Origin of the sequence: Paenibacillus sp. S-38 (assembly GCF_049942825.1) — a bacterium.
Classification (GTDB): domain Bacteria; phylum Bacillota; class Bacilli; order Paenibacillales; family NBRC-103111; genus Paenibacillus_G.
The window spans coordinates 37,733-62,956 of record NZ_CP187971.1 but is presented as its reverse complement, the minus strand read 5'-3'; the positions used below and the strand labels follow the sequence as shown (position 1 = coordinate 62,956).

At 48.8% G+C, this 25,224-nt stretch carries 26 protein-coding genes; 22 read left to right on the top strand and 4 right to left on the bottom strand.

The annotated features are described in order from the left end of the window. Window positions 1–13: 13 nt before the first annotated feature. The 4 genes from ACP26L_RS36315 to ACP26L_RS36300 all read left to right on the top strand — a co-directional run bounded on the left by ACP26L_RS36315 (window position 14) and on the right by ACP26L_RS36300 (window position 9,115). Window positions 14–4,528, top strand: coding sequence for a hypothetical protein (locus ACP26L_RS36315; protein WP_426455489.1), 4,515 nt, complete (start codon window positions 14–16; stop codon window positions 4,526–4,528). 16 nt (window positions 4,529–4,544) lie between these two features. Beyond that, complete coding sequence (locus tag ACP26L_RS36310) at window positions 4,545–5,696, top strand: hypothetical protein (protein WP_426455487.1); 1,152 nt, start codon at window positions 4,545–4,547, stop codon at window positions 5,694–5,696. A 93-nt stretch (window positions 5,697–5,789) separates the two neighbouring features. Continuing rightward, a complete protein-coding gene (locus ACP26L_RS36305; protein ID WP_426455486.1) occupies window positions 5,790–6,467 on the top strand; it encodes a hypothetical protein in 678 nt (225 codons plus the stop codon). Between the two features lie 11 nt (window positions 6,468–6,478). Further along, window positions 6,479–9,115, top strand: coding sequence for a hypothetical protein (locus ACP26L_RS36300; RefSeq protein WP_426455484.1), 2,637 nt, complete (start codon window positions 6,479–6,481; stop codon window positions 9,113–9,115). A gap of 10 nt (window positions 9,116–9,125) precedes the next feature. Here ACP26L_RS36300 and ACP26L_RS36295 read toward each other — a convergent pair whose 3' ends face one another. After that, window positions 9,126–10,019, bottom strand: coding sequence for a tyrosine-type recombinase/integrase (locus ACP26L_RS36295; protein WP_426455482.1), 894 nt, complete (start codon window positions 10,017–10,019; stop codon window positions 9,126–9,128). A gap of 221 nt (window positions 10,020–10,240) precedes the next feature. Between ACP26L_RS36295 and ACP26L_RS36290 the strand changes: the two genes are divergently transcribed. From ACP26L_RS36290 to ACP26L_RS36220, 15 genes are all read left to right on the top strand, one after another. After that, window positions 10,241–11,365, top strand: coding sequence for a helix-turn-helix domain-containing protein (locus tag ACP26L_RS36290; protein ID WP_426455481.1), 1,125 nt, complete (start codon window positions 10,241–10,243; stop codon window positions 11,363–11,365). Next, entirely contained in the window at window positions 11,362–12,072 is a 711-nt protein-coding gene (locus ACP26L_RS36285; protein ID WP_426455479.1) for an ATP-binding protein, read from the top strand. The genes ACP26L_RS36290 and ACP26L_RS36285 overlap by 4 nt, the downstream gene beginning before the upstream one ends. After that, the gene (locus tag ACP26L_RS36280) at window positions 12,069–13,328 is read left to right on the top strand and encodes a DnaB-like helicase C-terminal domain-containing protein (protein WP_426455478.1); all 1,260 of its coding nucleotides are present in this window, start codon (window positions 12,069–12,071) and stop codon (window positions 13,326–13,328) included. Before ACP26L_RS36285 ends, ACP26L_RS36280 begins: the two co-directional genes overlap by 4 nt. Window positions 13,329–13,445: 117 nt before the next feature. After that, window positions 13,446–13,829, top strand: coding sequence for a hypothetical protein (locus ACP26L_RS36275; protein WP_426455477.1), 384 nt, complete (start codon window positions 13,446–13,448; stop codon window positions 13,827–13,829). Beyond that, window positions 13,819–14,148, top strand: coding sequence for a hypothetical protein (locus ACP26L_RS36270; protein ID WP_426455475.1), 330 nt, complete (start codon window positions 13,819–13,821; stop codon window positions 14,146–14,148). The genes ACP26L_RS36275 and ACP26L_RS36270 overlap by 11 nt, the downstream gene beginning before the upstream one ends. 2 nt (window positions 14,149–14,150) lie before the next feature. Continuing rightward, window positions 14,151–14,954, top strand: a complete 804-nt coding sequence (locus tag ACP26L_RS36265) for a peptidoglycan recognition protein family protein (protein ID WP_426455473.1) — start codon at window positions 14,151–14,153, stop codon at window positions 14,952–14,954. A gap of 12 nt (window positions 14,955–14,966) precedes the next feature. Then, window positions 14,967–15,275, top strand: a complete 309-nt coding sequence (locus tag ACP26L_RS36260) for a hypothetical protein (RefSeq protein ID WP_426455472.1) — start codon at window positions 14,967–14,969, stop codon at window positions 15,273–15,275. Between the two features lie 10 nt (window positions 15,276–15,285). Continuing rightward, entirely contained in the window at window positions 15,286–15,468 is a 183-nt protein-coding gene (locus ACP26L_RS36255; protein ID WP_426455471.1) for a hypothetical protein, read from the top strand. Window positions 15,469–15,519: 51 nt separating this feature from the next. Further along, window positions 15,520–17,223, top strand: coding sequence for a glycosyl hydrolase family 28-related protein (locus tag ACP26L_RS36250; protein ID WP_426455470.1), 1,704 nt, complete (start codon window positions 15,520–15,522; stop codon window positions 17,221–17,223). 240 nt (window positions 17,224–17,463) lie between these two features. After that, a complete protein-coding gene (locus ACP26L_RS36245; protein WP_426455468.1) occupies window positions 17,464–18,567 on the top strand; it encodes a hypothetical protein in 1,104 nt (367 codons plus the stop codon). Between the two features lie 643 nt (window positions 18,568–19,210). Beyond that, complete coding sequence (locus ACP26L_RS36240) at window positions 19,211–19,537, top strand: hypothetical protein (RefSeq protein ID WP_426455466.1); 327 nt, start codon at window positions 19,211–19,213, stop codon at window positions 19,535–19,537. Window positions 19,538–19,555: 18 nt separating this feature from the next. Then, entirely contained in the window at window positions 19,556–20,146 is a 591-nt protein-coding gene (locus tag ACP26L_RS36235; protein ID WP_426455465.1) for a hypothetical protein, read from the top strand. A 12-nt stretch (window positions 20,147–20,158) separates the two neighbouring features. After that, a complete protein-coding gene (locus ACP26L_RS36230; RefSeq protein WP_426455463.1) occupies window positions 20,159–20,455 on the top strand; it encodes a hypothetical protein in 297 nt (98 codons plus the stop codon). An 11-nt stretch (window positions 20,456–20,466) separates the two neighbouring features. Further along, entirely contained in the window at window positions 20,467–20,898 is a 432-nt protein-coding gene (locus ACP26L_RS36225) for a hypothetical protein (protein ID WP_426455462.1), read from the top strand. After that, window positions 20,895–21,095 (top strand): hypothetical protein, encoded by a 201-nt coding sequence (locus ACP26L_RS36220; RefSeq protein ID WP_426455460.1) that lies wholly within the window; start codon window positions 20,895–20,897, stop codon window positions 21,093–21,095. The genes ACP26L_RS36225 and ACP26L_RS36220 overlap by 4 nt, the downstream gene beginning before the upstream one ends. 103 nt (window positions 21,096–21,198) lie before the next feature. Here the strand turns inward: ACP26L_RS36220 and ACP26L_RS36215 are convergent, their stop codons facing one another. Further along, a complete protein-coding gene (locus tag ACP26L_RS36215; RefSeq protein WP_426455459.1) occupies window positions 21,199–21,447 on the bottom strand; it encodes a hypothetical protein in 249 nt (82 codons plus the stop codon). Between the two features lie 86 nt (window positions 21,448–21,533). Between ACP26L_RS36215 and ACP26L_RS36210 the strand changes: the two genes are divergently transcribed. After that, entirely contained in the window at window positions 21,534–21,782 is a 249-nt protein-coding gene (locus tag ACP26L_RS36210; protein ID WP_426455457.1) for a hypothetical protein, read from the top strand. 523 nt (window positions 21,783–22,305) lie between these two features. Here ACP26L_RS36210 and ACP26L_RS36205 read toward each other — a convergent pair. Beyond that, window positions 22,306–22,467 (bottom strand): hypothetical protein, encoded by a 162-nt coding sequence (locus ACP26L_RS36205; protein WP_426455456.1) that lies wholly within the window; start codon window positions 22,465–22,467, stop codon window positions 22,306–22,308. A gap of 445 nt (window positions 22,468–22,912) precedes the next feature. Then, entirely contained in the window at window positions 22,913–23,266 is a 354-nt protein-coding gene (locus ACP26L_RS36200) for a DUF3139 domain-containing protein (RefSeq protein WP_426455454.1), read from the bottom strand. 89 nt (window positions 23,267–23,355) lie between these two features. Between ACP26L_RS36200 and ACP26L_RS36195 the strand changes: the two genes are divergently transcribed. Both ACP26L_RS36195 and ACP26L_RS36190 read left to right on the top strand, forming a co-directional pair. Beyond that, window positions 23,356–23,985, top strand: a complete 630-nt coding sequence (locus ACP26L_RS36195) for a hypothetical protein (protein WP_426455452.1) — start codon at window positions 23,356–23,358, stop codon at window positions 23,983–23,985. A gap of 422 nt (window positions 23,986–24,407) precedes the next feature. Then, the gene (locus tag ACP26L_RS36190; protein ID WP_426455451.1) at window positions 24,408–25,190 is read left to right on the top strand and encodes an S-layer homology domain-containing protein; all 783 of its coding nucleotides are present in this window, start codon (window positions 24,408–24,410) and stop codon (window positions 25,188–25,190) included. Window positions 25,191–25,224 lie beyond the last annotated feature (34 nt).

Sequence of the window (25,224 nt, the reverse complement as noted above, 5' to 3'; positions counted from 1 at the left end):
CGTCTTCGGTCGGATGAACGCATCACTCGTACAGGGCCGCGAGAACCCGAACCATCCGGACAGCCCGGGCAGCCCAAACCGTCCACGAGGGGAGAACCGGGAGGAGGGGTATGCCGACCCGATCCTCGGTGACCCGGGGACAGGGAAGATCGGCCGCTGGCAGACGATTAAGCTCGATGCATTGGAAACAGTTATTGACCAGATGATCGAGCAGTACCTGCGGGATAAATCGTGGTATGCGTCGATTCGTTGCAGGGAAGCGCTTTGGAATATGTACCGCCGTCTGGAGTGGTGGGTCAAGCAGCAGGTAGACCCGAACCGCAGCGACTACCAGCGGGCCCTGCTCATGATTCAGGACTGCATCCGCCGTATCCTCGAAGAAGCGCAAGACCCTGAGCTTTCCCATAACATCTCCCTGCCGCTTTGCCCTGCCCCGTACTACTTTCCTTTCAACGCATCATATTTCAATCACTTTGACGGAAAAGACGTCGAGCGGACTCTTTTTGATATGGCCAGCCTGCCGAAGTCCGACGACTTCCCAGGTATGTTCCGGTACGTCTCCTCGGTAGAGGATCAGGAGTGGGAGCTGGTACACGGCACGGCCGCCGATGAGTTGCAGGGCAGTGAGAATATCATGAAGCTGACCCTCGATCGCCTGCTTCCCTCCAACTCTTCAAAGATCACCTTTAACTGGCGCTTTAAGCGTAACGGCTATATCTCTTTCAAGTACTGGTCGGGAGCAGCTCCTGGAAATGGCCTGAATTTCTTTATCAATAACAACCAGGTGGGCGGCGAGTGGAGTCGGGGCACCGGTTGGCAGGAAGTTCGCTTCAACGTGTCGCCCGGTCAGACCTACAAATTTGACTGGTTCGTACGTAAGCAAACCGAGGAGCGATTCGGTAAGAATGCCGTTTACGTGAAGGATATCAAATGTATCGAGGTCATCAAGTCTTTAGGCGGGGAAACGCCTCCGGACTATGACACTATGGGGAGTGAAGCATACGACGTACCAGGGTTTGATTGGATCACCTATTCGAGCCAGAGTGTTGTCCGGACGCATTTCAACGGTGTCGTGATGGACGATGCTCGCCAGCGGACATTCGTATACCATCTCGATAACGAGTGCGACGGTAACGTCTCCTTTGCATACCGCATGGGCGTGGCACAGCCAATCCTCGAAAGCGAAAACTACTTCATGTTCCAAGATAATCTCCGTGACCGCTCGCAGCAGGGGCGGGGAAAACGTGGCAGCTCAGTCCTGGCCACGCATGATCAGGTGTGGAACTTGGATGGGAAGAGCTCCAGTACCCAGGGAAACATGGCTCGGATCAACTATGAACTCAACGTCGGCAACGGCTGTACTCTCGATGCACAGGGTACCGTGCAAATGGTTTGTCCTCCGCTGGAGATTGATCATTATGTTCCGACCATAGTAGGGACGACCGAACGGAACTGGACCTGGTCCGGTACGAACGCATGGAAGCTCGGCGGGACAGCAGGGGACAGGAATCTGCGGCTCGATAACCCTACAAAAGGTGCTGGGTCAATCGCCACTTCCGTCACACTGCCGGATGATGGGTGGTTTACCTTCAGTTTTGAGAATCGGTTGCGCCCCTCCGAAACCCTCCAAGCGCGGGTGGATGGCGTGATCGTATTTGAATCGAGAGGGACCAACAGCAATAATGCCAAGATTCCACTTAAAAAGGGAACCCACACAATAGCTTTTGTTGTGGTAGATACCTACACGGAGGAAGGCATTAGCGGAATTGTATCCAGGAATTTTGCCTACGGCCGTCGTACGGAAAGTGTTTACGGCCCATTCGGCAGTAATTTTAGTTTAAACCGGGATTGGAGTATGACTAATGCCGGTACGTACTCCAGCACCAATAACCAGGAAATTCGATACAGTGTATTTCTGCAGCCGGGTGCCTCCCTAGCCTTATCTGAGAAGCTTCGTCTCTCCCCTCCAGTGGAGAACGTTACGGCCTCTCTTAAATTTGCTGAGGATTTTAACAAAATGGGGGGAGTTCATGACCCCAAGATCACCAAGAGCTCGAACTGGCAGTGGGAAGACTTAGCGCTCCGCTTTAACCCGAACTACAATCCTGCGGTTGTAAACGATGGTGTTATGAAGGTGGAGAATAAAAATGGTTCACACAATACCATGACGCTGGCGGGAGTTGATATGGACTATGACGGATTCGTCTATTTTGAGTACGGGGGCAGCTTTGGTCCTTACGAGAACTTGGAGTTGTTCATTGACGGAAACCGCGTGTGGGCGGATGCCAAGTCCACGTTAGCTGATGAGGACAACAAGATCCGCGTACCTGTAAGCAAAGGCAGCCACGTTTATGCTTGGGTGTACCGGGACCTTGGCGGCTCTGCTTACCTACCTCCAAGCGCAGGTGACGATGGAACCGGTGGTGTGGTGATTGACAGCGGGGAATCCTGTTCCGGATCGGGCTCGGCAAGCCATCCAGTTCCATACGATCAGGCAGAATGGAGCGCCACTACGCCTCGAAATACCAAGTTCCGGACGGGCGGATCGCACTTCTACACTTCCGAGACAATGCAGGTCATCGAACGAGATGGCGCGACGATCACTCGCAATATATGGACCCCAAGCTACGGGAATACCGACTTCTATGAAAAGCTCACACTGCGGGCTGGTATCGGCGTGACCGAGCCCCCTTCAGTGGGAAGTGTTACCCCAAGTTTCCAGACCTACATTCCTTCTGTAGGTGGAACCTATAAGGGCCGTGATGGATCAGATTCTTATTACGCTTTTGATTCCAGGACCATTCCTGACGGTTTTGAACAGGGCTGGATAACAGATGGATTCCATACAGAGGGCTATATGGAGATATCGTTCAGGTACCTGGCCTATATGGTCGATAGCACCGGTATGCGCATTAAAGGGGGAGTGAATACAGCCGGATTGGACGGAAACCATCGGGGGCAATTTAGCGTTTACCTAGTACCGATTGGGGAGAAACCAGGTATAACAAATCGCAAGTTCCAGTATGTAGAGAATGTAGGTAAGCGGCAAAATGTATCCAAAATTGAAAGCTGGGATGGAAGCCAAGAATTTACGATAAAGGAAAACGTACCTGCGGGCGGGTATTATCTGTGCTTCGCGTACACGGATATTTTGCCGGATGGGGATAAGGACGCCCAAGGTTATCCGTACTATGCAGCTTTTAAGGACGTAAGAATAAGCGCAGCACAGAAGCCTGTTTTCAACACAACGACTTACGATAAGACCCAAGTGAAAGTGGAGCTTGTGAAGTCATCTACCGGAGAAGTTGTTAGCAGCTCCATCTACTCGGCGGCAGCCAATGGGGTGGGTAACTTTAATGTTTCTTTCCTGGACCTAAAACCGAACACCGACTATCAGATTGTATATACACTGCTGCGCGGCGAGAGCTACCAGGGAGGAACGTATGGCCGCGGCGGGACGGTCGAGGTGTATGACGGAAAATTCTACGAGTCCTGGGGGTCCTACTGCAAAGATAAGGACGGAAATTACTACCTCAAAGGCAGTTCTCCCTATAAACCCCCTGCAACGACTAACCCAATTCCTGTCCCTCCGGATGATTCATATTGCTGGCTTGACTCCATTCGCCTCTACGAAGTCCGGCGCGAGGTTTGCCCAGGCACGGGTGTACAAGTCACCATCAAGCAGGGCGACTCCATCCTCTCGAACGAGACTTACGCAGAACCCGGAGAGCAGCTCCTCAGCGCATTTGTTGAAAATAACACCGGTTCTACCCAACGATACGAAATCATCATGAAGAACCTGGTAGGTTGCACGGGTGACACAGCCTCCCTTTACGAGGGTTCATTCGTGCTGACAGACAAGCAGCCGCCCCCGCCTGCCTATGCCCTCATTTACGATCTGAAGATCGTCAGTAACAAGCCGATTTGGATGGGAGGCTGTTACAATAGCAAAATTCACGTCAGAGTGTTGGACGACCTTGGCCGAGAGATGAGCCACACCGTACTGGCAAGCGAGGGTCTCCATACCTTCAATGTTAGCAAACTCCCCCATTCTCCCTATTCTAAGTACAAGATACAGATCGAAACCGAGCAGCGCGGGGTTACGAGTGGTGTGACAGGGAAGCAGTATCTAACGACATTCAAGCTCATCGACTTCAAAGTTTTCGAGAACTGGAAGTTCATCCCCGATCGATTTAACGGAAAGCTGGAGTTTTTCATCGACAATACCTTAATCGATACCTATACGGGTCCGGGTGGGTTCTTCACCAAAAGCTATTCGGTACCGAAAGGGCCGCACGAGTTCAAGTGGGTATTTACCGAGCTTGGCAACGGATTCTCATGGGACTATTGCGATATCGATTTTCTGGAGCTGACCAACTGGGTCTGTGATCGAGTGCGTGTCACGCCTTACTGTGAGAAGGGTGGCGGCGACAAGTGTATCGAGGAGCTCATCAAGTGCTTGCTTAGAATGTGGAGAAATCGGCCAAAGGCCTGCTCCATTGGAAAGAAAATTTGGCTATTCACGTAAAGGAAGGGGTGTCACAGTGGGTATTGTCGCACTGCAGCAGCGGGGGCTCATTTACCAAGATGACTTTTCAAACCCTCAGCTCGATAACCGTTGGGAGCTCGCCCCCAACGACACTACCCGAATTTCCTTAACAGAGGCGGCAGGGGTGCTTCGCGTAAAAAGCGGGGTTACTCCTGCCCGTCTGTTCTTTACCCCGCTGACGGATTTGAAAGAATTTGTGCTCGATATGCGCAACTCATTCAACCCGGCGGCCGAAGGAGAAGCGGGCGGTCTAATCGTGTACTCGGACGATTCCGACTACATGGCCATGGAAGAATATTTTGATGCAGCCGAGGGAACGGCGGCCACATACCCTTGGGTGCGTATTAAACGGGATCATAATGTCTACAGCGCTTACTGGTCTGGGGACGGCAATGTGTGGAATATTGAAGGGACAGCCGGGTTTGACGCGGCTGTGCCGAAAATCGGCATGTACCTAGGTAGTACATCTGGTGCGCCGCTTGATGTAGAGGAGATCCGCATTTTCAGCTCAACACATATCACCGTGAGCAATGTGATCGCGGGTTGTAAGGTAACGTTGAAGGATGGATCGGGACAGACTTTGTCCTCCCAAGTTTGCAGGTACGGTCAGACGGAAGTGAAGATCGATGCTTCAGCGCTGCCGCAGCCAGTGCAAGGAAGTTTTACGGTCGAGTTGGCGAATGGGCAGCTCTATGAATCAACGGAAGTCCTAACGATCTGGGGCGGAGACAAGTACTCATTTGAGCCCAACGTGGACCTATATTTTATCGACGAGAGTGGCGTGGAGCGGGCGCTCAGTGAGAATGTTGAGGAATTTCTAGGGGTCATGAATACGGGTATGCTGAACTACCGGAATATCCAGATGATCGCTCGTAACCACATGACTTCAGGGATTATCGAGAACGTGAAGCTCCGGCTTATCTCCTATATGATGACGGATCAATATCAAAGGCTGGTGAGTCTTGCTGTGGATTCCTCAGGGACGATGGGCCCACTGTCCGATGAGATCGCGCTCAGCGCGGTACCTGCCGGTGGAGAGCAGCGTTTCTGGCTACAGGTGCGCCGCGAAACGTCCGCGAACCTAACGGGAAATCCGCCGCGGGATGCTTATTTCGGAATTGATGTATTCTCGACCTATAAAGTCTAGGGTGCTGTTCGTATATACGAGTATAGTCATGTCTTGTCACTTTTGGAAACGTAGTGTGACGAGTTACAGGGAAGGCACCAGGAGGTGAGGAATTTGGCCGTTAGATTTAAGCGGACAGGTAATAACTCAAACATAACAGACCATAATGAACTGCTAAACAAGGGGACAAGGACTCACGCGGAAATTGACGCCTACCTCGACGAGATAGACAAAGCCCGCGGCTCCTATGCAGACCTCGATGCCCGGATCGGTCAGGGAGGAGGAGGGGGCGGAGTACCTTCAACAGGCGGTGGAGCAGGGCTTGTCGCGGTGGCCTATGGCGAGTCTCTCCCAGGAACTCGGGCGGAAAATGCCACAGTCTTTAGCGTTCCTGACCACGATCTCGGTAAGAGTCAGCTCGCGGTATATATAGATGGCGGGTATGTTGCTGAGCGGGATTATATAGAAATCAGCAGAACATCTATAGAATTGTCGTATGGAATTCCGGCAGATGCGCATGTTGTCTTCAGGGTGCTGAGAACACAGGCAGTCAGTAGTGGACAGGCCTCATATTCAAATATAAACGCTTCCCCAGGCTCACCATATGTCGCAGAATTGCAGATTACAGAAGCGCCGGATTATAAGATGACCGTTCCCCACGTCCTTCACCAGCAGCCTAACGGGGCTTGGCGTGGTGCTGTGGCAGGGATGACATTCGATTACGAATATCCGAGCCCGAGCCTGCTGCGGGTGATGATTTATCAAAGTGGCAGCTACAAGATCAATTACTAGGAGGTGCAGCCATGAATAAATTTCTGACGAATTTGTATGATGTTATTGCTGCCCGTGGCGCTAAAGCTTCCCTCCAGGACGTCATCACCGGAGTGGTTCAGACGGAGTCAGATCTTCCGGTTATTGGGGTCGAGGATAAGTTTTACGCAGTACGCGCAGACAGCACGAACAGCGGAAAACCGATGCTTTACATGTTTACCAGCGGCCAATACGTAAAAGTCGGGGGCGGAGGCGGGGCTGCGGACCCTGCAATGGAAGGGCGGGTTACGCGCATCGAGAATGCTTCTCAGACGATAGCCCGTAACTTTGTCGAGGACTTTATCAAGCAGGGCCTGGTGGATGTAGCTCTAACCGACGCTACGGTTGGTACCGGGTATGTGCGGACGGATAAGCTCGCCTCATTCACTGAGGATTATTCAACGAGCGGACAGTTTGACCCGGCCAATTCTGCAGGTGTGAGCCTGGATACCAATCTGAGAAGAATGACTCTTGCCAGCGGGATGGCGAGTGGTGTGGCGCTTTCCACAGACCTGGTGACAAGCGGAACGGATTTCGCAACCATCGATGCTCAGATTGATCTACCGTCTTCTATGGCTTTCAGCCAGCATGACATGATTCACAGCAGCTCTTCGTCTCATCTGCTGCCCAACGTGATTGTGGATCGCTCCAACCGTACTTGGTACTTTACGGCGATTGATAATGTAGGGCTAAGGATTAAGGTGCTTCGGCGGGATGGAACAACTGATTTTGAGACAACCATATCGGTAGCTGTTCAAACTGCCTTCAACTCTGTTAACGTCTATGCAAACCGGAGCATAGGGCTGGCGGTAGATTTGAATAATAGGGTATGGGTAGCTTTCCCACAATATGCAAATACCAACGGGGCGTGGGCTTACTTGGGGCTCAATAGCGACGGAACGATTTATAAGCCATCCACCCTGATAACTACAAATACGAACAGCATGAATATCCAGTACATGCTCAGTATCACTAACGGTGTCGTGGATAGGAACGGTAGGGTCTGGTTTTATTATGCAGCAGACACGACTACCCGAAATATTCTGCTAGTTCTGAATCCTGATGGGACGATCTACTCATCTACGGGAAGTTCAAATTTGCCAGCCTCTTCGCTTTATGCGACCACTTTAATTTACGACGAAGCTCGAAGCCAGGTGGTTTTGATATATGCATACAACAACGCGATCTACTACAGCGCTTGGAATTTGGACGTCACCATAAAGAAGGCTACGACGAGTATTTACACTGCTGCAGTCTGGCCTAAGCCTTTCTTTGATGGGGCCGGGAGTAAGCTATATATCTTAGCCTTCAGTACAACCACCACCGGCCAACTCCGGTTCGGGGCGCTAAATTTAGCAACCTGGGCGGTTGATACCATGCTCGATATTCCCTCTATAGTCAGCCCGACCAGCAGTTTTCCGACTTACACGTGCAGATTGACGTCTGGAATCATGGATGGGAATGTCCTTCGTTTAGCTTATCCGGTCGGGTCGGGGGCGGCATCAGGGGTGTCACTCCGGTATGTGTCCATCTCGCTAACCGGAACTGTTGTGGATGTGGATACTGAAGTAGCAGGGTATGACGGTCAGTGGAAGGAACGGCCTGCGATGTACCGCGATGCAGACGGTGCGATAAAACTCCTCTACGCGAGCTATACAAACGTAACAGGCTCCACCAACCCGCCAGGTAAGTCCATGCGGGCTACGAACATGAACACCCCTTCAAGCGTGAGTTTCTTCCTGTCCAACGATGGCGGGGTCACCTATATCCCGGCCTCTTTGGGAGTTCAGGCAAATTTCCCTAAGACAGGGAATAAGGTGAGGGTCCGAATGGAGCTGAAGAGCCCCAATACCTCCGTAACCCCTGTGGTGCGAGGTTACACGGTCATCGAGGGTAACAATACAACGAATTCGGAAATTACTCGAACCTTCATCAGCTCGTCAATTCCTGCAGTGACGCCTGTGTCAAAGGCAATGCTATTGGTGGACCAGGAGCTCAATGGTGGATCGATCATGTACTATCTTTCCAATGACGGAGGACGCACCTGGGCGGAGGTAACGCCGGGTAAAGAGCTGGTATTCCCGGATTACATCGGTTCCGATCTGCGTGTAAAGGCTGTTCTGCATTATCCCCTCACAGCTTCTCTTTCCCCATATCTTCGAGGATACTCGATCACTTCCTACAACCTCGTCACGTCAGCAGATATCAATACAGTTAACATCAACCTCATGAAAACGAATTTTAAGATCGATAGCCAGATGAATGCAATGCGAAATTCGATGAAAAACATGATGGTTGACGTGTTCTCGGACGAGACCGGGATTGATAAGTCGAAGAGCACGCACACTTATGATACGGTTGGCCGGTCTGTATCTTCAGGAGTGGTATACAGCCTCCCTGAATCGACTACATTTACGCCAGTGTCAGTGGTCTTAACGGTCGATGCAACGGTACCTACGGATGGCAATATCACTTACGAGGTTTCACGAAATGGGGGTAACACCTGGACGACGATCTATCCAGAGACCTTGCTTAATATCAGCAAACAGACAACGGGCCAGCAGCTCGTGATCAGAGCAAATATCACCGGAACCGCCGTGCTCCGAGCCTGGGCCTTAGCCTGGGCATAAAAAAGCAGCCTCAATGAGGCTGCTTTTGCATTTTTGCGCGTGGATGGGCGGACGCATATTCTTTTTGATTTCGAGAATGACTTACTTTTGTATAAACTTGCGTGGTATTTACATTCGCATGTCCCATCATGTCGGCCACGGCTTTTATGTCTGCCCCACCTTCAAACATATGTGTACCGAATGAGTGACGAAATTTATGTGGGGTTATCCCCTTTCCCTCTAAACCGGCCTCTTTTACACATTTACTCACTATTTTGTTTAATGCTCTACATGAAAGATGCTTTGTTTTATATTGATTGCTTGGGAAAAGCCATTCGCTATTATGTGTTTGAAGAAAATCTTTTATTTTTGATAATGCCTCATCATGGATCGGGACGATCCGCTCTTTATTGCCTTTGCCTATTAGTCTAATTTGTTTGGATCTAAAATTTATATCTCGTCTTCTTATGCTTATTAGTTCTTCTCGCCTACAACCTAAACTGTACATTAACTCAAATATTAGATTATCTCTTGGATTACTAACTGTATCAAATATGATTTCGATATCAAATAAATCAACAGGCTTAGGTAATTTTTGATCTAATTTTGCATTTTTTATTTCTGCAGCCGGATTCATGCTGACTTTGTCTATTTCGATTAAATAATTAAAAAATGTCTTGATTGAGGATAATCTCCGATTTCTTGTACGAACTTCCTGACCTCGATCTGCAAGTGCTCTTATAAAATCTATTACTGTTTGTCTAACTATCTCATCGTAGGGCTTATCTGCCCACTCAAAAAACGTTTTCAAATCAAGTCCATAATTATAAGATGTTTGTTTAGATAAATTTCTCTCTTTAACTAAATGACTTTTAAAATCGCTTATTAGCTGAAAAGTTTCCTCCAGATAATATTCAGATTCCATCCCTTTACACCCTCCCCAGGACTAAAGTTGCGATGTACTAGATCATCTTCAAAGTAATTTAGTGCACATAATTTGCGAGTGCACATAATCACTTTTTAATGATGGCTATCATCATAATTCCTAAAATATAGCATTGTCAAACTAAATTTTGATGCCTAAAAATTCCGCGATTCGCCTCGTATAAGACGTATAAGAGAGAATTCTCTGAGAGGAGGATCACGTTGAACACTGAACAATTTGAAGTTCGTTTCAATGCCAGAGAGGCGGACTATCTATACAATCATGGCATTAATCGGGGCCACACGCTGTCATACAGCAAGGTCAACCGATGCTATTTCTTGTCCGCAGAGGCGAAGCAACTCTATCACAATCTCTGCAGTTATGCGTGGGGAAACAAGCGAGATTGCTCTCCCTGCCAGACAACGTTGAGAACCGAGCTTGGGTGGAGCAAGTACACTCTCGACACATATCTCAACGAATTGAGAAATGCTGGACTCGTCTGGTCAACAACACAAGGTGTCAAGAAACCCCTCGTCTACAACCTCGCCGACCTCTCAACCGTACCTGCAATCGTGCACTCTGAGATCGTTCATGAGATTCGCAAGGATCTAATCGGTGGAAGCAACGAGGAATTTTATAGAGCTCTAAAGGCTTATAAGGATTCTGAACTCTATAAGAGATTCCTCGCGTTTCATGAAGATCCTTGGCAATCAGACGATTCTGTAGTGCACTTCATTGCAGAAATCAGGAATTGGTTTGAGCAAATCATGAAGGGCATTACAGAAGCCCCAGATAGGCCTTCTAAGGAAGATCCCCCTCATATTGTACAAATAGCGCAAGAAGCTCCTGAGACAGCTACAGTGCAGCGCAGGAAGCCTACAGGGCCCTCATCGACTGCTGACGTTACTGCAGCATCCGATCCAGAAGGGAAAAGAGGCAAAGGCTCTAAAAAGGCCCACGACCCTGAAGATGCCGATACCTGGACGAGTCATCATTTCTATGTCTACTTTGCCGAGATGTACGAGCTTCGATATAAAAGTGCCTATCTTACGACAGAGAAAGATCGAGCATTGTTTGGTCGTCTGCTGCGCGGACGAAATAACGAGAAGCGAACTGTTCGGCAGTACCTTGACTCCTTTATGGAATTAGATTTTTTTCAGACAAAAACTTTGGCGATCTTTTGCTCGACACACTCACAGTCTGTCCTCGATGCGTACTTCCATACTGGCAAGCTGCCGGTGTTTGGTGGGAAGAAGGACCCTGGATCGAATGTGGGTATCAAGCGTGATTATGACGAAGATGAAGACGACTTCCTCTTTGCAAATCAGAGGAGGAATAGTGAATGACCGCCCCCTTTCAAGAATGTCAGGGCTGTGTAGCCACGCCCTTTTGTAAAGCATACAGCGGCGAGGCGAAGCTGTCTTTGCTGACCTGGTGCCGTCCAAAACTGAGGCTGGATCGGGCCCTGGATCTCGCGGAGATTCCGAAGAAGTACCGAAACGCCAATATGTACAACTTTCAGGTGGACCCATACAACTCCCACATTTTTGATGAGGTCAAGCCCTACCTGGATGATATCGAGGCGACGGTGGCGACAGGGAAGAACTTCTTCTTTTACGGCCACAAGACAGGGACTGGTAAGACCTACACCGCTATGTGCCTACTTAACCAATTTATCTATAAAACATGTCAGACTGTCTTTGATTTTGAGAATCCTCTAGCTTTGTATGTGGTTTATTCGGATCTGGCCCATGATATGAAATTTGGACAATTCGATGACCAGGTTCAAGCTCGCTTCGACACTCTCCGTAAGGTTCCTCTTCTTCTCCTCGACGATATCGGCACCGGCAATATGACGGATACCGTCCGCGATCACACCTTTCGCCTGATCAATTCGCGTGTGAATGACGGGCTCTCCACTATCGTAACCACAAACTACACCACAAAGGAATTGGATCAAGACCAGAAGCTGGGGTCCCGTACGGTATCCCGCCTTTTCGAGGACGCTGTAGGTTTGGAGCTGGTCGGTAAGGATCGGAGGAAGCTTAGATGATTGAAGAAGTGCAGCTAATCAACCACTGGCTGCAGGCGAAGGACCCGCATTTCCTGTATAAAGCCCAACTGGATAGTACGTATTTTCTCGGCACCTCTCACATTGTCGAGTGGGTAGAGAAATTTGTTAGTGATACGGGGGGGATGCCGACACTCGACACAACGGCGACCCACTTTCCCGAGTTTACGAAGATGAGGGACTTGGACCCTGTGCCTTACCTTGTACAGGAGCTGCGGGAACAGCGAGCCTATATCGACTACCGGCCTTTGTTAACGGCGGGAGCGCTGGCCCTCAATGATGAGCGCACATCAAAGCTCGAAGCCATGTGGAAGATGAGAAACGAGCTAGACCAGGTCCTGAAGAATTACGCGAGCAAGACGGAGCACTACGACTGGGTGAAGAATGCGCTGGATCGCTACCAGAAGTATATGGAGAATCACGGGAAAGAGGGGCTGACTGGCCTTCCCACAGGTATCAAATCACTCGACGAACTCACGGGTGGCTGGCTCCCTGATGACCTCATTTTGCTTGTGGGGCGACTCAATGAAGGTAAATCGCTCATAGGTGGGTTCTTCTCATTCCACGTCTGGAAGGCTCTACAAATCGCCAAGGTCAATGATCCAGTCGTTTTCATCTCTACGGAAATGAGTGCACTATCCGTATCGTACCGACTCGATACGATGAAAGCCCATTTCTCGAATCGAGCCCTCAAAGAAGGTAAGCTCGCAGAGCATGAGCTCTACCAGGAATACCTAAAAGACCTCTCTAAGAAGGACACCTCCTTCAAAATCCTCACGCATGAATCCAACGGTAACAACCCGTACACTCCCAACGATATCAAGGCGATAGTCGAGCTGGAGCGCCCAGCATTTCTCTGTATTGACCAGCTATACGATATCAAGGACCCAAGTGGTGAGAGGGATCGACGGATCAGGATCGTGAACAACACCGCAGCGATTCGAGAGATCAACCTCAATACGCAGACCCCAACGATGCTGCTGGCCCAGGCCGGCCGTGAGGCAGCCAAGGATGCGAAGAAGAATGCGGGGGCTGCACCTGAAGCAGACCAAGTTCAAGAATCGGATGCACCGGCTCAGAAGGCAACTCGAATGCTCTCCATCAAACGTACAGGAGATATTTTCAAGATCGCATTGAAGAAGAATCGTGAGGGGGATAAGGACAAAGACGTGTTCCTGCGAGCCAATATCGACACCGGTAATTACGAGGAAATGGACGAAGCTGAGACCGTGTTTTAGGAAAATATTAGTGAACATTTAGGAATCCGTTAATATGGATTCCTTTTCTATTTTTGTGCGAAAGGTGTCGTTTCTGCCTACTCTATCAGTATCAAGCCGCTTGTAAGGAGAGGAACTATGGTACACAAATTCCTGAAAAAGCTCAAACCCGTAGAGGTGACATTGTCGGCGATCTCAGGCTACTGGGGCGTCATGCTGCTCCTACCTTTCGATACATTCGCAACAAGCCCAGCTTATGACAAGATGGCAAACCTGGCGAGCGAGTCGAACTGGGGCATTTTTATGCTCTTGGTTAGCCTGTATATCTTACTTGGCATGTTGATTGGGCACTTTCGGATGAGGCGGATCGGCCTGTTATTCTCTACAGCCAACTGGCTCTTCGTCTCCTCGATGTTGTTCATGGGCTCACCATCGAGTACGGGCGGGGGCTGCTATTTCATTTTTGCGGTTCTTTCGAGCTGGGCGTACATGAAAGTGGGGGAACAACGCTATGGACGTTAGTGCTCTGTTAGCTGGCGCAGGAGCTATTGCCACTGCAATTTTCAGCTACATGGTCACCAAGTCAAACAACAAGAAAGACCTCACGGTTAGTGATCGCCAGCAGCTCTCCCAGGAGCAGAAGGAGATCCGTGAGGAGCTTCGATCCGAGATCAAGATCCTCCGTGAGGAAATGAAAGTCTGGCGTGACCGAAGTCTGCAGGTGGAGGACGAACTGCGAAGCTGGAAAGAACGTTACACGCACCTAGAGATGGATTACATGAAGGCCACTGCCCGTATTGTTGAGCTGGAAAAACGCCTTGATCAGAAGAAGGAGGCATGAGCATGATCCCTATTCAGACGCTATTTATCCCAAAGAACCAGTTTAGTCGGCCAGGTACCCTCCTGGCTGCTAAACGAGGGATCGTGATGCATTACACGGCTTCCCCGCGAGCATCGGCCCTTGCTATCGGTAAGTACTTTACCGGTCTGAAAGACCAGAATCCAAACGACAACGTTCCTGACAAATACGCGAGTGCCCACATTCAGGTAGACCGGATAAGCAAGGTACAAAGTATTCCGTTCAATGAAAGGGCCTATCACTGCGGCAGCTCTAAGCCATACATGAAGGACGCCATTGCCAAACTCGGTTCCTATCCAAATAACAGCACTGTAGGGATCGAGATGTGTATCGAGGCAGACGGTTCGATTCATGAGGAAACCTTCCAGAATGCTGTAGATGTGGTTGTGTATTTAATTCAGCATGAAGGATTTCCGGAAGTCATCTTCACGCACAAGGAAGTCGTTGGCTGGAAAGACTGCCCGTTACCTTGGGTTAAGAATCCGGCCGAGCTGGACAGATTCAAGAAGGCCGTCCGCTCCCGCTTGCACGCTGTCATCGTATCCGCAGCACCTACCCCTGCACCCCCGATCATCCCCATCCCCGTACCGATCAACCCCGAGGAGGACGAAGACATGAAACTCTCAGACGATCAATGGACCCTGCTAGCCAAATCGCTGCACGAACTCTACGTAAAGAAGCTGATCACCGACTATGGCTGGGCAGAGAAGGCTGCTGCCCGCAAGTTGACCGTGTCTGAACTACTCTTTGTGAACACGGTCGTCCTGAATAGAAGCATTGAAGCGTAAGGAGTTGAAGTCATGCCGAAGTGGACGAAAACCTTTTTGAATGATGATGACGGATTTTCCGCCAAAGATTTCATCATGGTCGCATTTTGTGGAGTCTACCTCACGTTCTTGGTCGGGGCCTTCGTCTTGGCTGTGCTTGGCCGTATGCCAGCGGAGCTGCTGGGGTTGATCTCCAGCATGACCGGGGTCGTTATGACGATCATTGGCGGGGTATTCGCAATCCAAACTGTCCAGTCGTTCACCCATCGTAGCGCAGGCACGGACGGTCAGTATTCCGTTCCGGAGCCTGAACAAGAGCCTCAATCTGAAGCAAGAGTATAAGGAGGATCACATGAATAAAACCGTCATTGCACCTATTGTTAGCTTCTTGCTTGTCGCCGTGAACCTGTTCTTCGGAATCGAGATCCCTGCGGAAGTGGGTGGACAGATCACGGAGTACGCCGTGACCGGCGTTGCTCTCTTCTATGTCCTGAAGGGTATTATCGAGAATCACCGGAAGGAACAGCCAAAGTGAGTAACACCAAGGGGCGAAAGCCCCTTTTTTACGTGAAAGGAGACAGACACCATGAGTTACGTTGACGTTGTTGCAGATTGCGGGGCCGTAAAGGGCGGGATGGTAGACAACACTTCTGCCTTCCAGAGAGCCATTGATACGGCCAAGTCCCTTGGTAGGAAGGTATATGTCCCTGTCGGCGAATTCCTCGTTATAGGGCCGTTATTCGGCCTGGAGGACGTTGTGATCGAGGGCGTGGCCTCAAACAAACAGTACTGGCTGAGTGGCCAAAACGACACCTTTGCCCGGAACGTATCGGTCATCAAGGGGAACGGCACTTCCGTTCTTTTCGGGTGGATCGCAGCCGAAAGTCGTGCTCTGGTTAGAGACATATGCTTCACAGGTTACAAGAAGATTATCGAGAAGTGTAGTCCTCGATACTTTGGTTTTCTGAACTGCGCATTTAAAAATATGGTGGTCCTCGAAGCTAAGGCGAATGAGACAGGCGCATACCATAACTTCAAATTCATCAATTGCGATTTCACCAACTACGGCATAATCGTTACGTTTATTGGCCGTATCATTGACAGTATGTGGTCGGGGTGTACGTTCGTTAGCGCGGCTGCCTTTGATCTCCACCAAGCCAAGGCGAACTTCATCCTGCACAATCGTCTGGAGTGGATTGACCGGGGTTACGCGATCTCGCTCACCGGATGTGAGGTAAACCTGATCGCCCATAACTTCTTTGATCGGGTGGCGGGCAGTGGCGTGCAGCTCAGAGAGGACAATAAGCATAACCTGATCACGGCCAATCAGTTCAATCGCTGCGGAAGCCTCCTAAGATCGGATGGGTCACTGGCGAGTGGGCTGACTGAGGCTCACCGTGCACACATCCGGATCATGGAAGAGCAGACCAATACGGCCGTTCACAATAACATCTTTAGCCGCGGATACTCGGGCGATCACTCGGGTGAGATGACACCGAAGTACATCATATCCAAGCTGCGCACGAACCCAGGACTCAATCCTGGAATGGTTCCCTGCGAGTTTAGTTTCAAGGGCAACACAATCAACAACGGCTGTGCGGAGCGCTTTATTTACGTGGAGGATGGGAACTATGATATGGTCCAGATCGATATGGAGAGCACGTATGGCGAGGTGAACGTCTTTGTGGCTGATATTGCTCGCGTGATCAAGGGAAGGGTTACCGCCTATAATTCCGAGGTAGCCTGCGCCTGTGTAGATGAAATTCCCGAGAGGATGACCGTCATTAACCACGGGGGCGAGCTCATGATAACGGGCAAGCAGTACGGCATGGTGTATGGCGGTAAGGTCAACGGCAAGCACCGATACACCAAGGATAAAGTGGTATATGAGAACGCCGGTCATACGACCGTCCTGGGGGACGGGATAAACCGTAAGATCAGCTACTCGATGCCGAATGCCCGTAAGAGCTTAGCTGGTTGCCCGATTACCGTGACGGTCCTTTATAAGACTAAGGGCAGTGTGGAGCGGTCTGTAGAGGTAACGGATGGCACTACGGTGCTTGCTCAGCTCCCGAGTCTGGAACAGACTAATGATGCTAGATTCTTGTATAAGCAGAGGTTTGTTTTACCAGAGGATTACGCGGGAGCTCCCTTGCGCCTAAATTTGGGCGTCACGAAGGATACTGCACTCACGACGGGGGATTACGTGAAAGTCGATGCAGTAAATATCTCATATGGCGAGACAATATCGGATACAATTATAGACCGTTTAAACGAGTTTTCCGCATAGGGAAGCGATAAATACGACAGGCCGGGGGATCTCTCCCGGCTATTTGTTATGATAATTATCATAAAAATGTACGATGAAGATAAGATATAAGTATGAATAATATGAATAATATCATACATAAATCATACAAAGTTATGATAAAGGTATGAACAATGTATGATGAATATGATAGAGTTCATATTGAGTTATGATAGTTAATAAGGTATGATGAATATATTACCAATGGGGAGGTTGTTCAGATTGGCAAAAACACCAGTAATTCGTGCTATTGATGATGGCTATGGGGATACGAAACTGTATGACGGTAAGGAGTTTACCCTTCTCCCATCCTATGCGACTGCATGGAGGGAGCCAGAAAGAAGCGAATTGAAAGAGCTTCAAGAAGACCGCCTCAGTTACATAAAAGCAGAGACAGACGGAAAGGCCTACTTGGTAGGCAAAGGGGCTGTCGAGCAAGACTCCCGCGGATCTTGGGTTGGCGGGGACAACAAACATAAGGACAAGCGGTTCATTGTTATTTTCCGGACATGCCTTGCTCTGATTGCTCCAAAGGACACCGATGTTATCGACCTTCTGGCCATGAGCTTGCCGGTAGAAGTAGATGAAGATGAGAAGCGCCATGAATTCTTGCGTAATCTGGTAGTAGGTTGGCACAAAATTAAAGTTACGCTGGCGGACGGCACTGTTATAGATCGTGAAATCAACGTAAAAGAGGTTATTATTAAGAACCAGCCATTTGCAGCGTACTGCAGCAAAGTGCTGAACAAGCAAGGTGATATCGCTAACCCTGAGTTGGCGAGCGGCTTTAACGTGCTGGTAGACATTGGTGCCCGTACAAGAAACGTCTTCGCATGGAAAGCATTAAAGCCCCAAAAGGACTATAAGACTCAGTCGTTTGATGGGATGTTCGAGGCGTTTAGTGAAATCGGCCGGAGAATCAAACAAGAGACGGGTGCCCGGGTGGCCGACATTAAGATCCAATCTATCCTCGAAGAAGGTAACTTCAATGGTCTGACAGAGCAGCAGCTCCAGGAGATCAAAGAGGACGTGTATGACGATCATGCCAACCGTGCGGTAGGTGATGTAGAGAAGCTCCTGGTAAACGCCAAGGGCCAGATCCACAACGTACTTTGGGGTTGCGGTGGCGCTGAGCTGCTGAAACCGTACATCGAAGAGTACATGACCGACTATAACCTCATCTTCCTGAATCGCTTTAGCGTTGTAGAAGGGCTGTACTATCTTGCAGTCGTAGCCTGGAACAAGAAGGAAAGCACATCTAAGACTGAAAGCAAACCCGCCTCTTCAAAGGCTCAACCAGTTGAAGCACAAGAGCTGCAGGCTTAGGGAAACACCAAGAAGAAGTCCTGCCTTTTCGGGCGGACTTCTTTCTTCTACATCAGAGATGGAGGGAGGAAGGTACTTATGGCGGGCTATCGCACAACAATTTCTCTACGGCAATACGACGACCAACACCTCATCCAGCTACTCACAAGCATGGACTCTGGAATGCGATCCCGATTCTTACGTGACCTTGTCTATGACGGGTTTAAGTATCGAGCAGAGAGAGGTCTTCCAACAACATATCACCTACCCGTTTCTTTACCGACACCCGATCTTTTAACACACGTCCCGGCTGCTGTAGCTGCAGCAGCGCCGGTTATAAACCAAGAAGTCCCTGAGAGGAAGGCACCGGCACGGTCGAGGGGGAGGGGTAAGGAAAGGCCTGAAGCACCTGCGGAAATTGTGGTCCCGGCAAATGATAAAGCACCCGCTCTAACCGTAAAAGACCCTGAGACTCTAAAAGCGGAGTTATGGGATGGGATATAGGGAAGTGCTGTGTGATCAGAGGGCTGCGCGGCGAGGGCATTTGATGCAATGGTGACACATCTGCATCAAGCCCTTGCAGCAAGGGTACTAATTTTTGTACTATAGAGGGGAACTTATGTTCTGGGTTGGGCCAAAAGATGGATGGTTTTTCAGCCCGAACTTGGATCTGAATTACTACCAGAAGGTCAAGGGAAAGGTTGTCGTTTACGTAGAACGGATGCCGTACATTTATCGAACCACGCTCTATCTGAAGGGTGAAGTCGGTGTATGTTCCCTGGAGGCCAGGATTGAGAGGCAGTATGGTCCGCAGGTGCTTTTTGAGCTGGCCGATTCGTGGCTGGAAAAATATCATTCAGGTGATTCAAACCTCATCAAAATGGATAATTATTCGATTGACAACTTGCAAGGGGTATGGGGACCATGCCAGGCCAGTTCCAAGTTGTACTATCTGAATAACCAGGAGGGCTTCCTTCCGGTTACGACATGACGGAGAGGGGAATAGACGGTGAACAGCGAACGTAGATGGGAAGATGACGAGCGCGGACACTATGATGAGGAAGGCAATAAGATAAACATAGCCAAGACTGCACGGATGTACGGACTTTCCCCGCGTATTCTTGCGCAGCGATTAGACTACGGGTGGCCTTTAAAGAAAGCAATACATACACCTCCGCGTAAGCTGGAGATGACAGGAAAGTACTCACGATATAATGAGTATGAGTTCAACGGGGAAAAGAAAACCCTGGAGGAAATCGCAGAGATCCTGGAGCTAGACCTGTCTATGCTCATTCAGCGTATCCGGAAAGGCGTTACTCCAGAAACCGGCCTTTTTCTAAGCTCGGACGAGTACCGCTTCAGAAATCGGAATCGTAAAATGAAAAAGCCACCGATTACCGCATATAAACCGAAAGAAGGGCATGTGATTAAGTTCGTTGCTCCGCAAGAGACAGAAATGGAACGTATCGGCCGCGTTGAGAAGGTATACAGGACGATTGAATACCCTACCTTGCCTTGTGCTCATTATGACGTGGTGACGGAAGAGGGGCAGCTCTATACGATTGTGGCGAAGGAGATCAAAGGATATGCAGATCGGTAGGTGGGCCGGCCAATGCTGTCCATTGGTTTGACTTGTTTATGCTTAGGGGCTATGTTGCGAACCCTGGCCATTGCTAAGCTGCTCGATACGACCCAGACGCCACCAGGAGCCATTGAACGGATCAGCCGAATCATGCTGGCTGTGGGAAGTCTGGAGATTATGCTTTATGTTTTGTGGTTCTTTTACCCGGTAGGGAGAACTATTGAGTTTATCGCCGGAGGCGCAGTAATTTGCCTTTCGATTCCACTGCTTCTCATGGAGCTGAACAAATCGTACCGCTACTACCGCGACTATATGGATAAGTATTAGGGGGGACCGTTATGCCTGACAGGCTGCGGATCGCATTAGACATGCTAGATGGCTGCCAGGAGCTCGAATGTGATGGCATGACGCGGATCATCAGTGGATTGCTGCAAGAGGCTGAAATCGGCCATTATGTGGTTGTGGGAGGCATCGAGGACACTCGTACAGGGAAATTCTTCCGACCACATATGTGGATTGACCTAGAGGACGGCCGTCGGATCGATTACAGGGCCCGTATGTGGTTCAAGAATGATTTGTTAGCCCCGCATGGTGTCTTTCGGCCAGAAGAAAACAGGTACTTTTTCTACAGCGGGAACCGGCACGATCCAGTACCTGGGGATGCGAAGGTTGGACGAATCCTTTCACAGCATATGGATGGAGTGCCGTATGAAGAAGTGCTTGAACTGCTGCGGACGATTAAGGTGACAATCGAAGGGGATGCGTCATGAAACGAATCTGCTGGTGCGGCCAGGATCTGCCGGATGAAAAGGACATGCTCTGCATCAAGTGTCAGGCAGACAAGGCTGCCCTGTCCGAAATCAAGGAGATTACATGGGACGGGGAACCATTAACCGAAAGCGATCTTAAACAAGCTATAGAGTTTTTCAATATGCTTGCAGAGAGAAACAAGCAGAAGCTTCACTGATAAACTACCAAGGTGACAAATTAAATAATATGTATACAGTCATAATGATATTTTTATTATGACATATTCACAAAGATCGGTTTTTGTACAAATGTCTATCAATTTATCCAAGTAGCTCTCCTAATACTGATCCTACAAACCATGCTAAAAATGAGAATCCCGTAATGAATTGCACTGCGAATATCGTATACTCGCTTGCCTGCACTAAATAAATAACTCCCCAGGTAGTAAGAGCGCTTAACAGCAGAACCCAGAATCCTTTTGAAAGGCTTTTATAGCTGGTAACAAAAAAATACAGTGCGATAATGCCTCCGAAGATTTGAGTAGTCAAGCTTAAATCATTAACGGTCACTGATAACACCTCCCTCTCACTCTATTATCGGTGAGCTTTCATGGAACTTTAATCCTAATTCCATGCCGGATGGCGCAGGAGGAACTATGCCCGCATTAGAAACAAATTTCATGCTTCAGGAAATCGAGCTCCGTATCCAGAAACTCTCCGATCTGAGCGACGAAGAGATGCGGATGGTGAATTTTGAATGGCTGCTGGGCCGGATCTATGAGTTGCGCTCTCTGTACCATTTCTTCCAGCAGCATCAGACTATATATGGCGGGGACGGTTATACGCACAAAAATATTGATGATTTAATTATTCGGCCCGAAATTCGGTTGCGGTTTGGCATATAGGCGGGTGTCTGCTCCATCCTCTGTGTAACTGTTATTGACTCCAAGTACGCATGTAATTAGAATTAGATTTAAGGTAGTCTATAGCCACAAGGCCCTGTAGTCTACCGAGTAATTATCATTTATATTGCAGTACAGTATTGTTGGGACATTATTATGGCCTTGTAGGATTGAAGCCACTGTAAAGTGAGACTATCAATCAAGTCGTGGAGTCTTGTTTTTGGGAAAAGGGACTCGGCGCATGCGGAATCCTTTTTAGTTCCATTATCTCCTGGGTGCTTTAAAATGCATTGAAAAAAAGACCCCACCGCCAAGTATGGGTCTTTTTTTCGTTGGATAAAATGTTTAATAGAGTTGGTAGGGCGTCAGGCACATCAGGTAGGGAATATCTCTAGCCCCTCAGCAGGGGGAATTGGGAAAAGACAACGTTTAGGGATATCACCGCCAAGTTACTACCCCTAAGCGTTGAGGTGAGCTTATTCGCTTACATTAGTGACCGTTGACGACACCTACAACTTATCAGGTGTTAATGCGGCAATCCGAGCAGCAAAAACACTAACCGGATAACCTGGAAAAAGGCTGCGGCAGCCGCTCCGATAACGGCAAAGCCTGCAGCTACTACGCCAAGAATCAGCTTGGCGCGGGTTAACCGCTGTCTAAGTGTTTTTTGCTGTTGTTTTAGTTCCATCGGGAACCTCCTGGGGGTCCCCTGCCTTGGAGCACTCACTTATATTCTATCGTAAAGCTTTGGAAAAAAGAATATATTTGCCGGAAAAGTATACCAAAAATTAAATAGGTGCGGTTCATTATAGAGCATTTATTGCTAGGGTACTTTGCTTATTCAAACAATCTCCTTATTTGGCCGATAAATACATTGATAGACTAAAATCAGACAGATTTGGGGATTGATGACACCCATGAGGAAATCGATGTATGCCGCCCTGCACGCCCTGTCACTCACCACCACCTACCTCCCTGCCGCAGCTTCAGCCGTTTTTGTACACAAGTCTGGAGTCCGCTGTCTTCGGGGGATACACATCCGTTCCGACGAAGCGCACGAAACATTTTCCAGTGCGCGCAGTCTGCAGGAATTGAAAAAGACGCCCTTTTGGGGCGTCTTTTAGCGTTTGTCATCAATCTGGTGTTTGTGGCGCTTCCACGTGCTTTCTCTTCTCGACAGTTATTTCGTTCAGCTGATCGACAAGCCCGTTATTTCGTAAGTAGTGGTACTTGGTCCCTGGCTCGTCGTTAAACTCCACAACCACGCTGATTCCATAATCCCCACCGACGGAGTTTATGGCGGTGATCGATGCGATATCAGTTTCCTTGTAACCCCTCTGACTAATCAAATAATCCCTTACCTGTTTTTCAAAAATACCGTGCTGATAATTCAAGAACAGATGATACCCACCATAAAGAAGAACTACTGTCAAAATTGCATAAACAACCATTCTAACCGGTATAGTTCTTGTTTTTGTGTTATTCAACAAAAATCTTCCTTTCGAAGGAGGAATTTGGTAATTTATGCAGAATACCAATTTGTGTAAGATATTAATATATTAGGAGGAATTATGCAATGAAGGCATTCAAACGTTTGTTATTTCTCTGTTCTGTTTTCTGCTTTCTCCTGATCGGTGCGTCTGCTGTTTCTGCCAAAGACCTTAATTTCTATTATCCCGGCACTACCAACATCGCAAAGGCTGGGGACATAATTATCGCCCCTTCTTGGGATTGGCAAACCTCATTTGTAGGTCACGTTGGAATTATTGATGATGAGGGGTATGTCATTGACGTCAGAAGAAACGGTACAAACAAACTTACGAGAGTATCCTATAGTAGCTGGGTTAATACATTTGAAGACTTCCAAGTAGTTCGTATACCCAACAACACTATCGCTGAAAAATCTGCAGCATGGGCTAAATCCAAATGGAGCAGTAACTATTCGTTTACATACCAAATTGGCAATCGCCTCGACGATTTCTCTAAAAACTACTGCTCTAAGTTCATTGCGCAAGCAATCATTTATGGCGGCATGTCCGGTACTAGCTACTACTTGGGATCTTTTAGCCAACCGACAGTAGCCAAAATGAGCGGATCTGACTCCATGATTCTCTACCCAGACGCAATTGCTGATCAATGGTATATTTTTCAGGAGAGCGCAGGTACATTCCCAATCCGTCAGAGCATGCTCCCCATCTACAACTAAAGATCAAAAGCTACAGGAGATATCTCTTGTAGCTTTTTCTTTGTATGCTTATTCTGACTTTCTAACCCAAGCCAAGCTGATTCTTAGCGTTATAGCTGCAGCCTTCGCCGTTATTGGCGCTGTTGCCGCAGCCTCTTTCCAGGTTTATCCACCGTCTGAGTGTTTTTGCTGTTTTATGAGTTCCATATTTTTCACCTGGGTAGGTCCCCTGCGTTGGAACACTCTATTATATTCTACCGTAAAACTATTGAAAAATGAACATTGTGGTAAAAAAGTACCCCAATATCTCTAGGGGTTCAAAGACAGAAGTCACTTCAGCTCCTGCTTTCTTTATTATGTATTGCCTCTATTTTACCGATAAATACAAAGATAGACTTAATATTCGACAGATTTGGAGATTGATGACACCCATGAGGAAATCGATGTACGCCGCCCTGCTCGCCCTGTCACTCACCGCCACCTCCCTCCCTGCTGCAGCTTCAGCCCAGGCATTCACCGACGTAGATCGGAACCAGTACGCTTGGGCTGTACCGGCCCTGGATGCAATGGTTGCCAATGGTGTAATCAATGGCTTTGAGGACGGATCGTTCAAGCCGACAAAAGAAGTCACCAAGGCGGAGTTCGCTTCCATGATCACCCGTCTCTTCGATAAGTACCACGCTTCTGAGAAAGACCTGCCCGGGGATGACTGGGCAGCGAAGGCACTAAGAAAGATGGGTACCTCCCAGTTCTTATCGGAGGAATTCGATAAAAATAATGGGTACCAGATGACCCGGCTAGAGATCGCTAGGTGGATCGCGGAGAACTTCGACGGCCGTTTCGATCAGGATCTGCCCGCTAACGAATTGATCCAGTACACATCGGGTATGAGTGATGTGAAGGTATATGTGCTTGATAATTCCTACGGCCCGGAGGAGTATGCGAAAGTCATGGATGAGATACAGGCAAAAGTCGGCGACAATTATCTAATGGGAGGCCATTACATTCTTGATAAAGACGCCGAGGGTGGGATTTCTGGGAGCGACATGGACCTTCCGATGGTCCGCACGATTGCTAACTTCAACAAAGCCGGTCTCATGACTCCCTACAATGGCCAATTCCGCCCTACTGATAAAATCTCACGGATCGAAACGGCTGTCTTTCTGACCAAGCTCGCCACCTACATGGAGAAACAAGGGTTCCTTAAAGAATATTCAAGCAAGTAAAAAGCAGGGGGTCTCCCCCCTGCTCTTTTAATGC

Coding starts and splice junctions, on each gene's coding strand:
- ACP26L_RS36315 (WP_426455489.1), top strand. CDS start 14: ATGAACGCATCACTCGTACAGGGCCGCGAGAACCCGAACCATCCGGAC.
- ACP26L_RS36300 (WP_426455484.1), top strand. CDS start 6,479: ATGAATAAATTTCTGACGAATTTGTATGATGTTATTGCTGCCCGTGGC.
- ACP26L_RS36295 (WP_426455482.1), bottom strand. CDS start 10,019: ATGGAATCTGAATATTATCTGGAGGAAACTTTTCAGCTAATAAGCGAT.
- ACP26L_RS36285 (WP_426455479.1), top strand. CDS start 11,362: ATGACCGCCCCCTTTCAAGAATGTCAGGGCTGTGTAGCCACGCCCTTT.
- ACP26L_RS36280 (WP_426455478.1), top strand. CDS start 12,069: ATGATTGAAGAAGTGCAGCTAATCAACCACTGGCTGCAGGCGAAGGAC.
- ACP26L_RS36275 (WP_426455477.1), top strand. CDS start 13,446: ATGGTACACAAATTCCTGAAAAAGCTCAAACCCGTAGAGGTGACATTG.
- ACP26L_RS36270 (WP_426455475.1), top strand. CDS start 13,819: ATGGACGTTAGTGCTCTGTTAGCTGGCGCAGGAGCTATTGCCACTGCA.
- ACP26L_RS36265 (WP_426455473.1), top strand. CDS start 14,151: ATGATCCCTATTCAGACGCTATTTATCCCAAAGAACCAGTTTAGTCGG.
- ACP26L_RS36260 (WP_426455472.1), top strand. CDS start 14,967: ATGCCGAAGTGGACGAAAACCTTTTTGAATGATGATGACGGATTTTCC.
- ACP26L_RS36255 (WP_426455471.1), top strand. CDS start 15,286: ATGAATAAAACCGTCATTGCACCTATTGTTAGCTTCTTGCTTGTCGCC.
- ACP26L_RS36250 (WP_426455470.1), top strand. CDS start 15,520: ATGAGTTACGTTGACGTTGTTGCAGATTGCGGGGCCGTAAAGGGCGGG.
- ACP26L_RS36230 (WP_426455463.1), top strand. CDS start 20,159: ATGCTGTCCATTGGTTTGACTTGTTTATGCTTAGGGGCTATGTTGCGA.
- ACP26L_RS36225 (WP_426455462.1), top strand. CDS start 20,467: ATGCCTGACAGGCTGCGGATCGCATTAGACATGCTAGATGGCTGCCAG.
- ACP26L_RS36220 (WP_426455460.1), top strand. CDS start 20,895: ATGAAACGAATCTGCTGGTGCGGCCAGGATCTGCCGGATGAAAAGGAC.
- ACP26L_RS36210 (WP_426455457.1), top strand. CDS start 21,534: ATGCCCGCATTAGAAACAAATTTCATGCTTCAGGAAATCGAGCTCCGT.
- ACP26L_RS36205 (WP_426455456.1), bottom strand. CDS start 22,467: ATGGAACTAAAACAACAGCAAAAAACACTTAGACAGCGGTTAACCCGC.
- ACP26L_RS36195 (WP_426455452.1), top strand. CDS start 23,356: ATGAAGGCATTCAAACGTTTGTTATTTCTCTGTTCTGTTTTCTGCTTT.
- ACP26L_RS36190 (WP_426455451.1), top strand. CDS start 24,408: ATGTACGCCGCCCTGCTCGCCCTGTCACTCACCGCCACCTCCCTCCCT.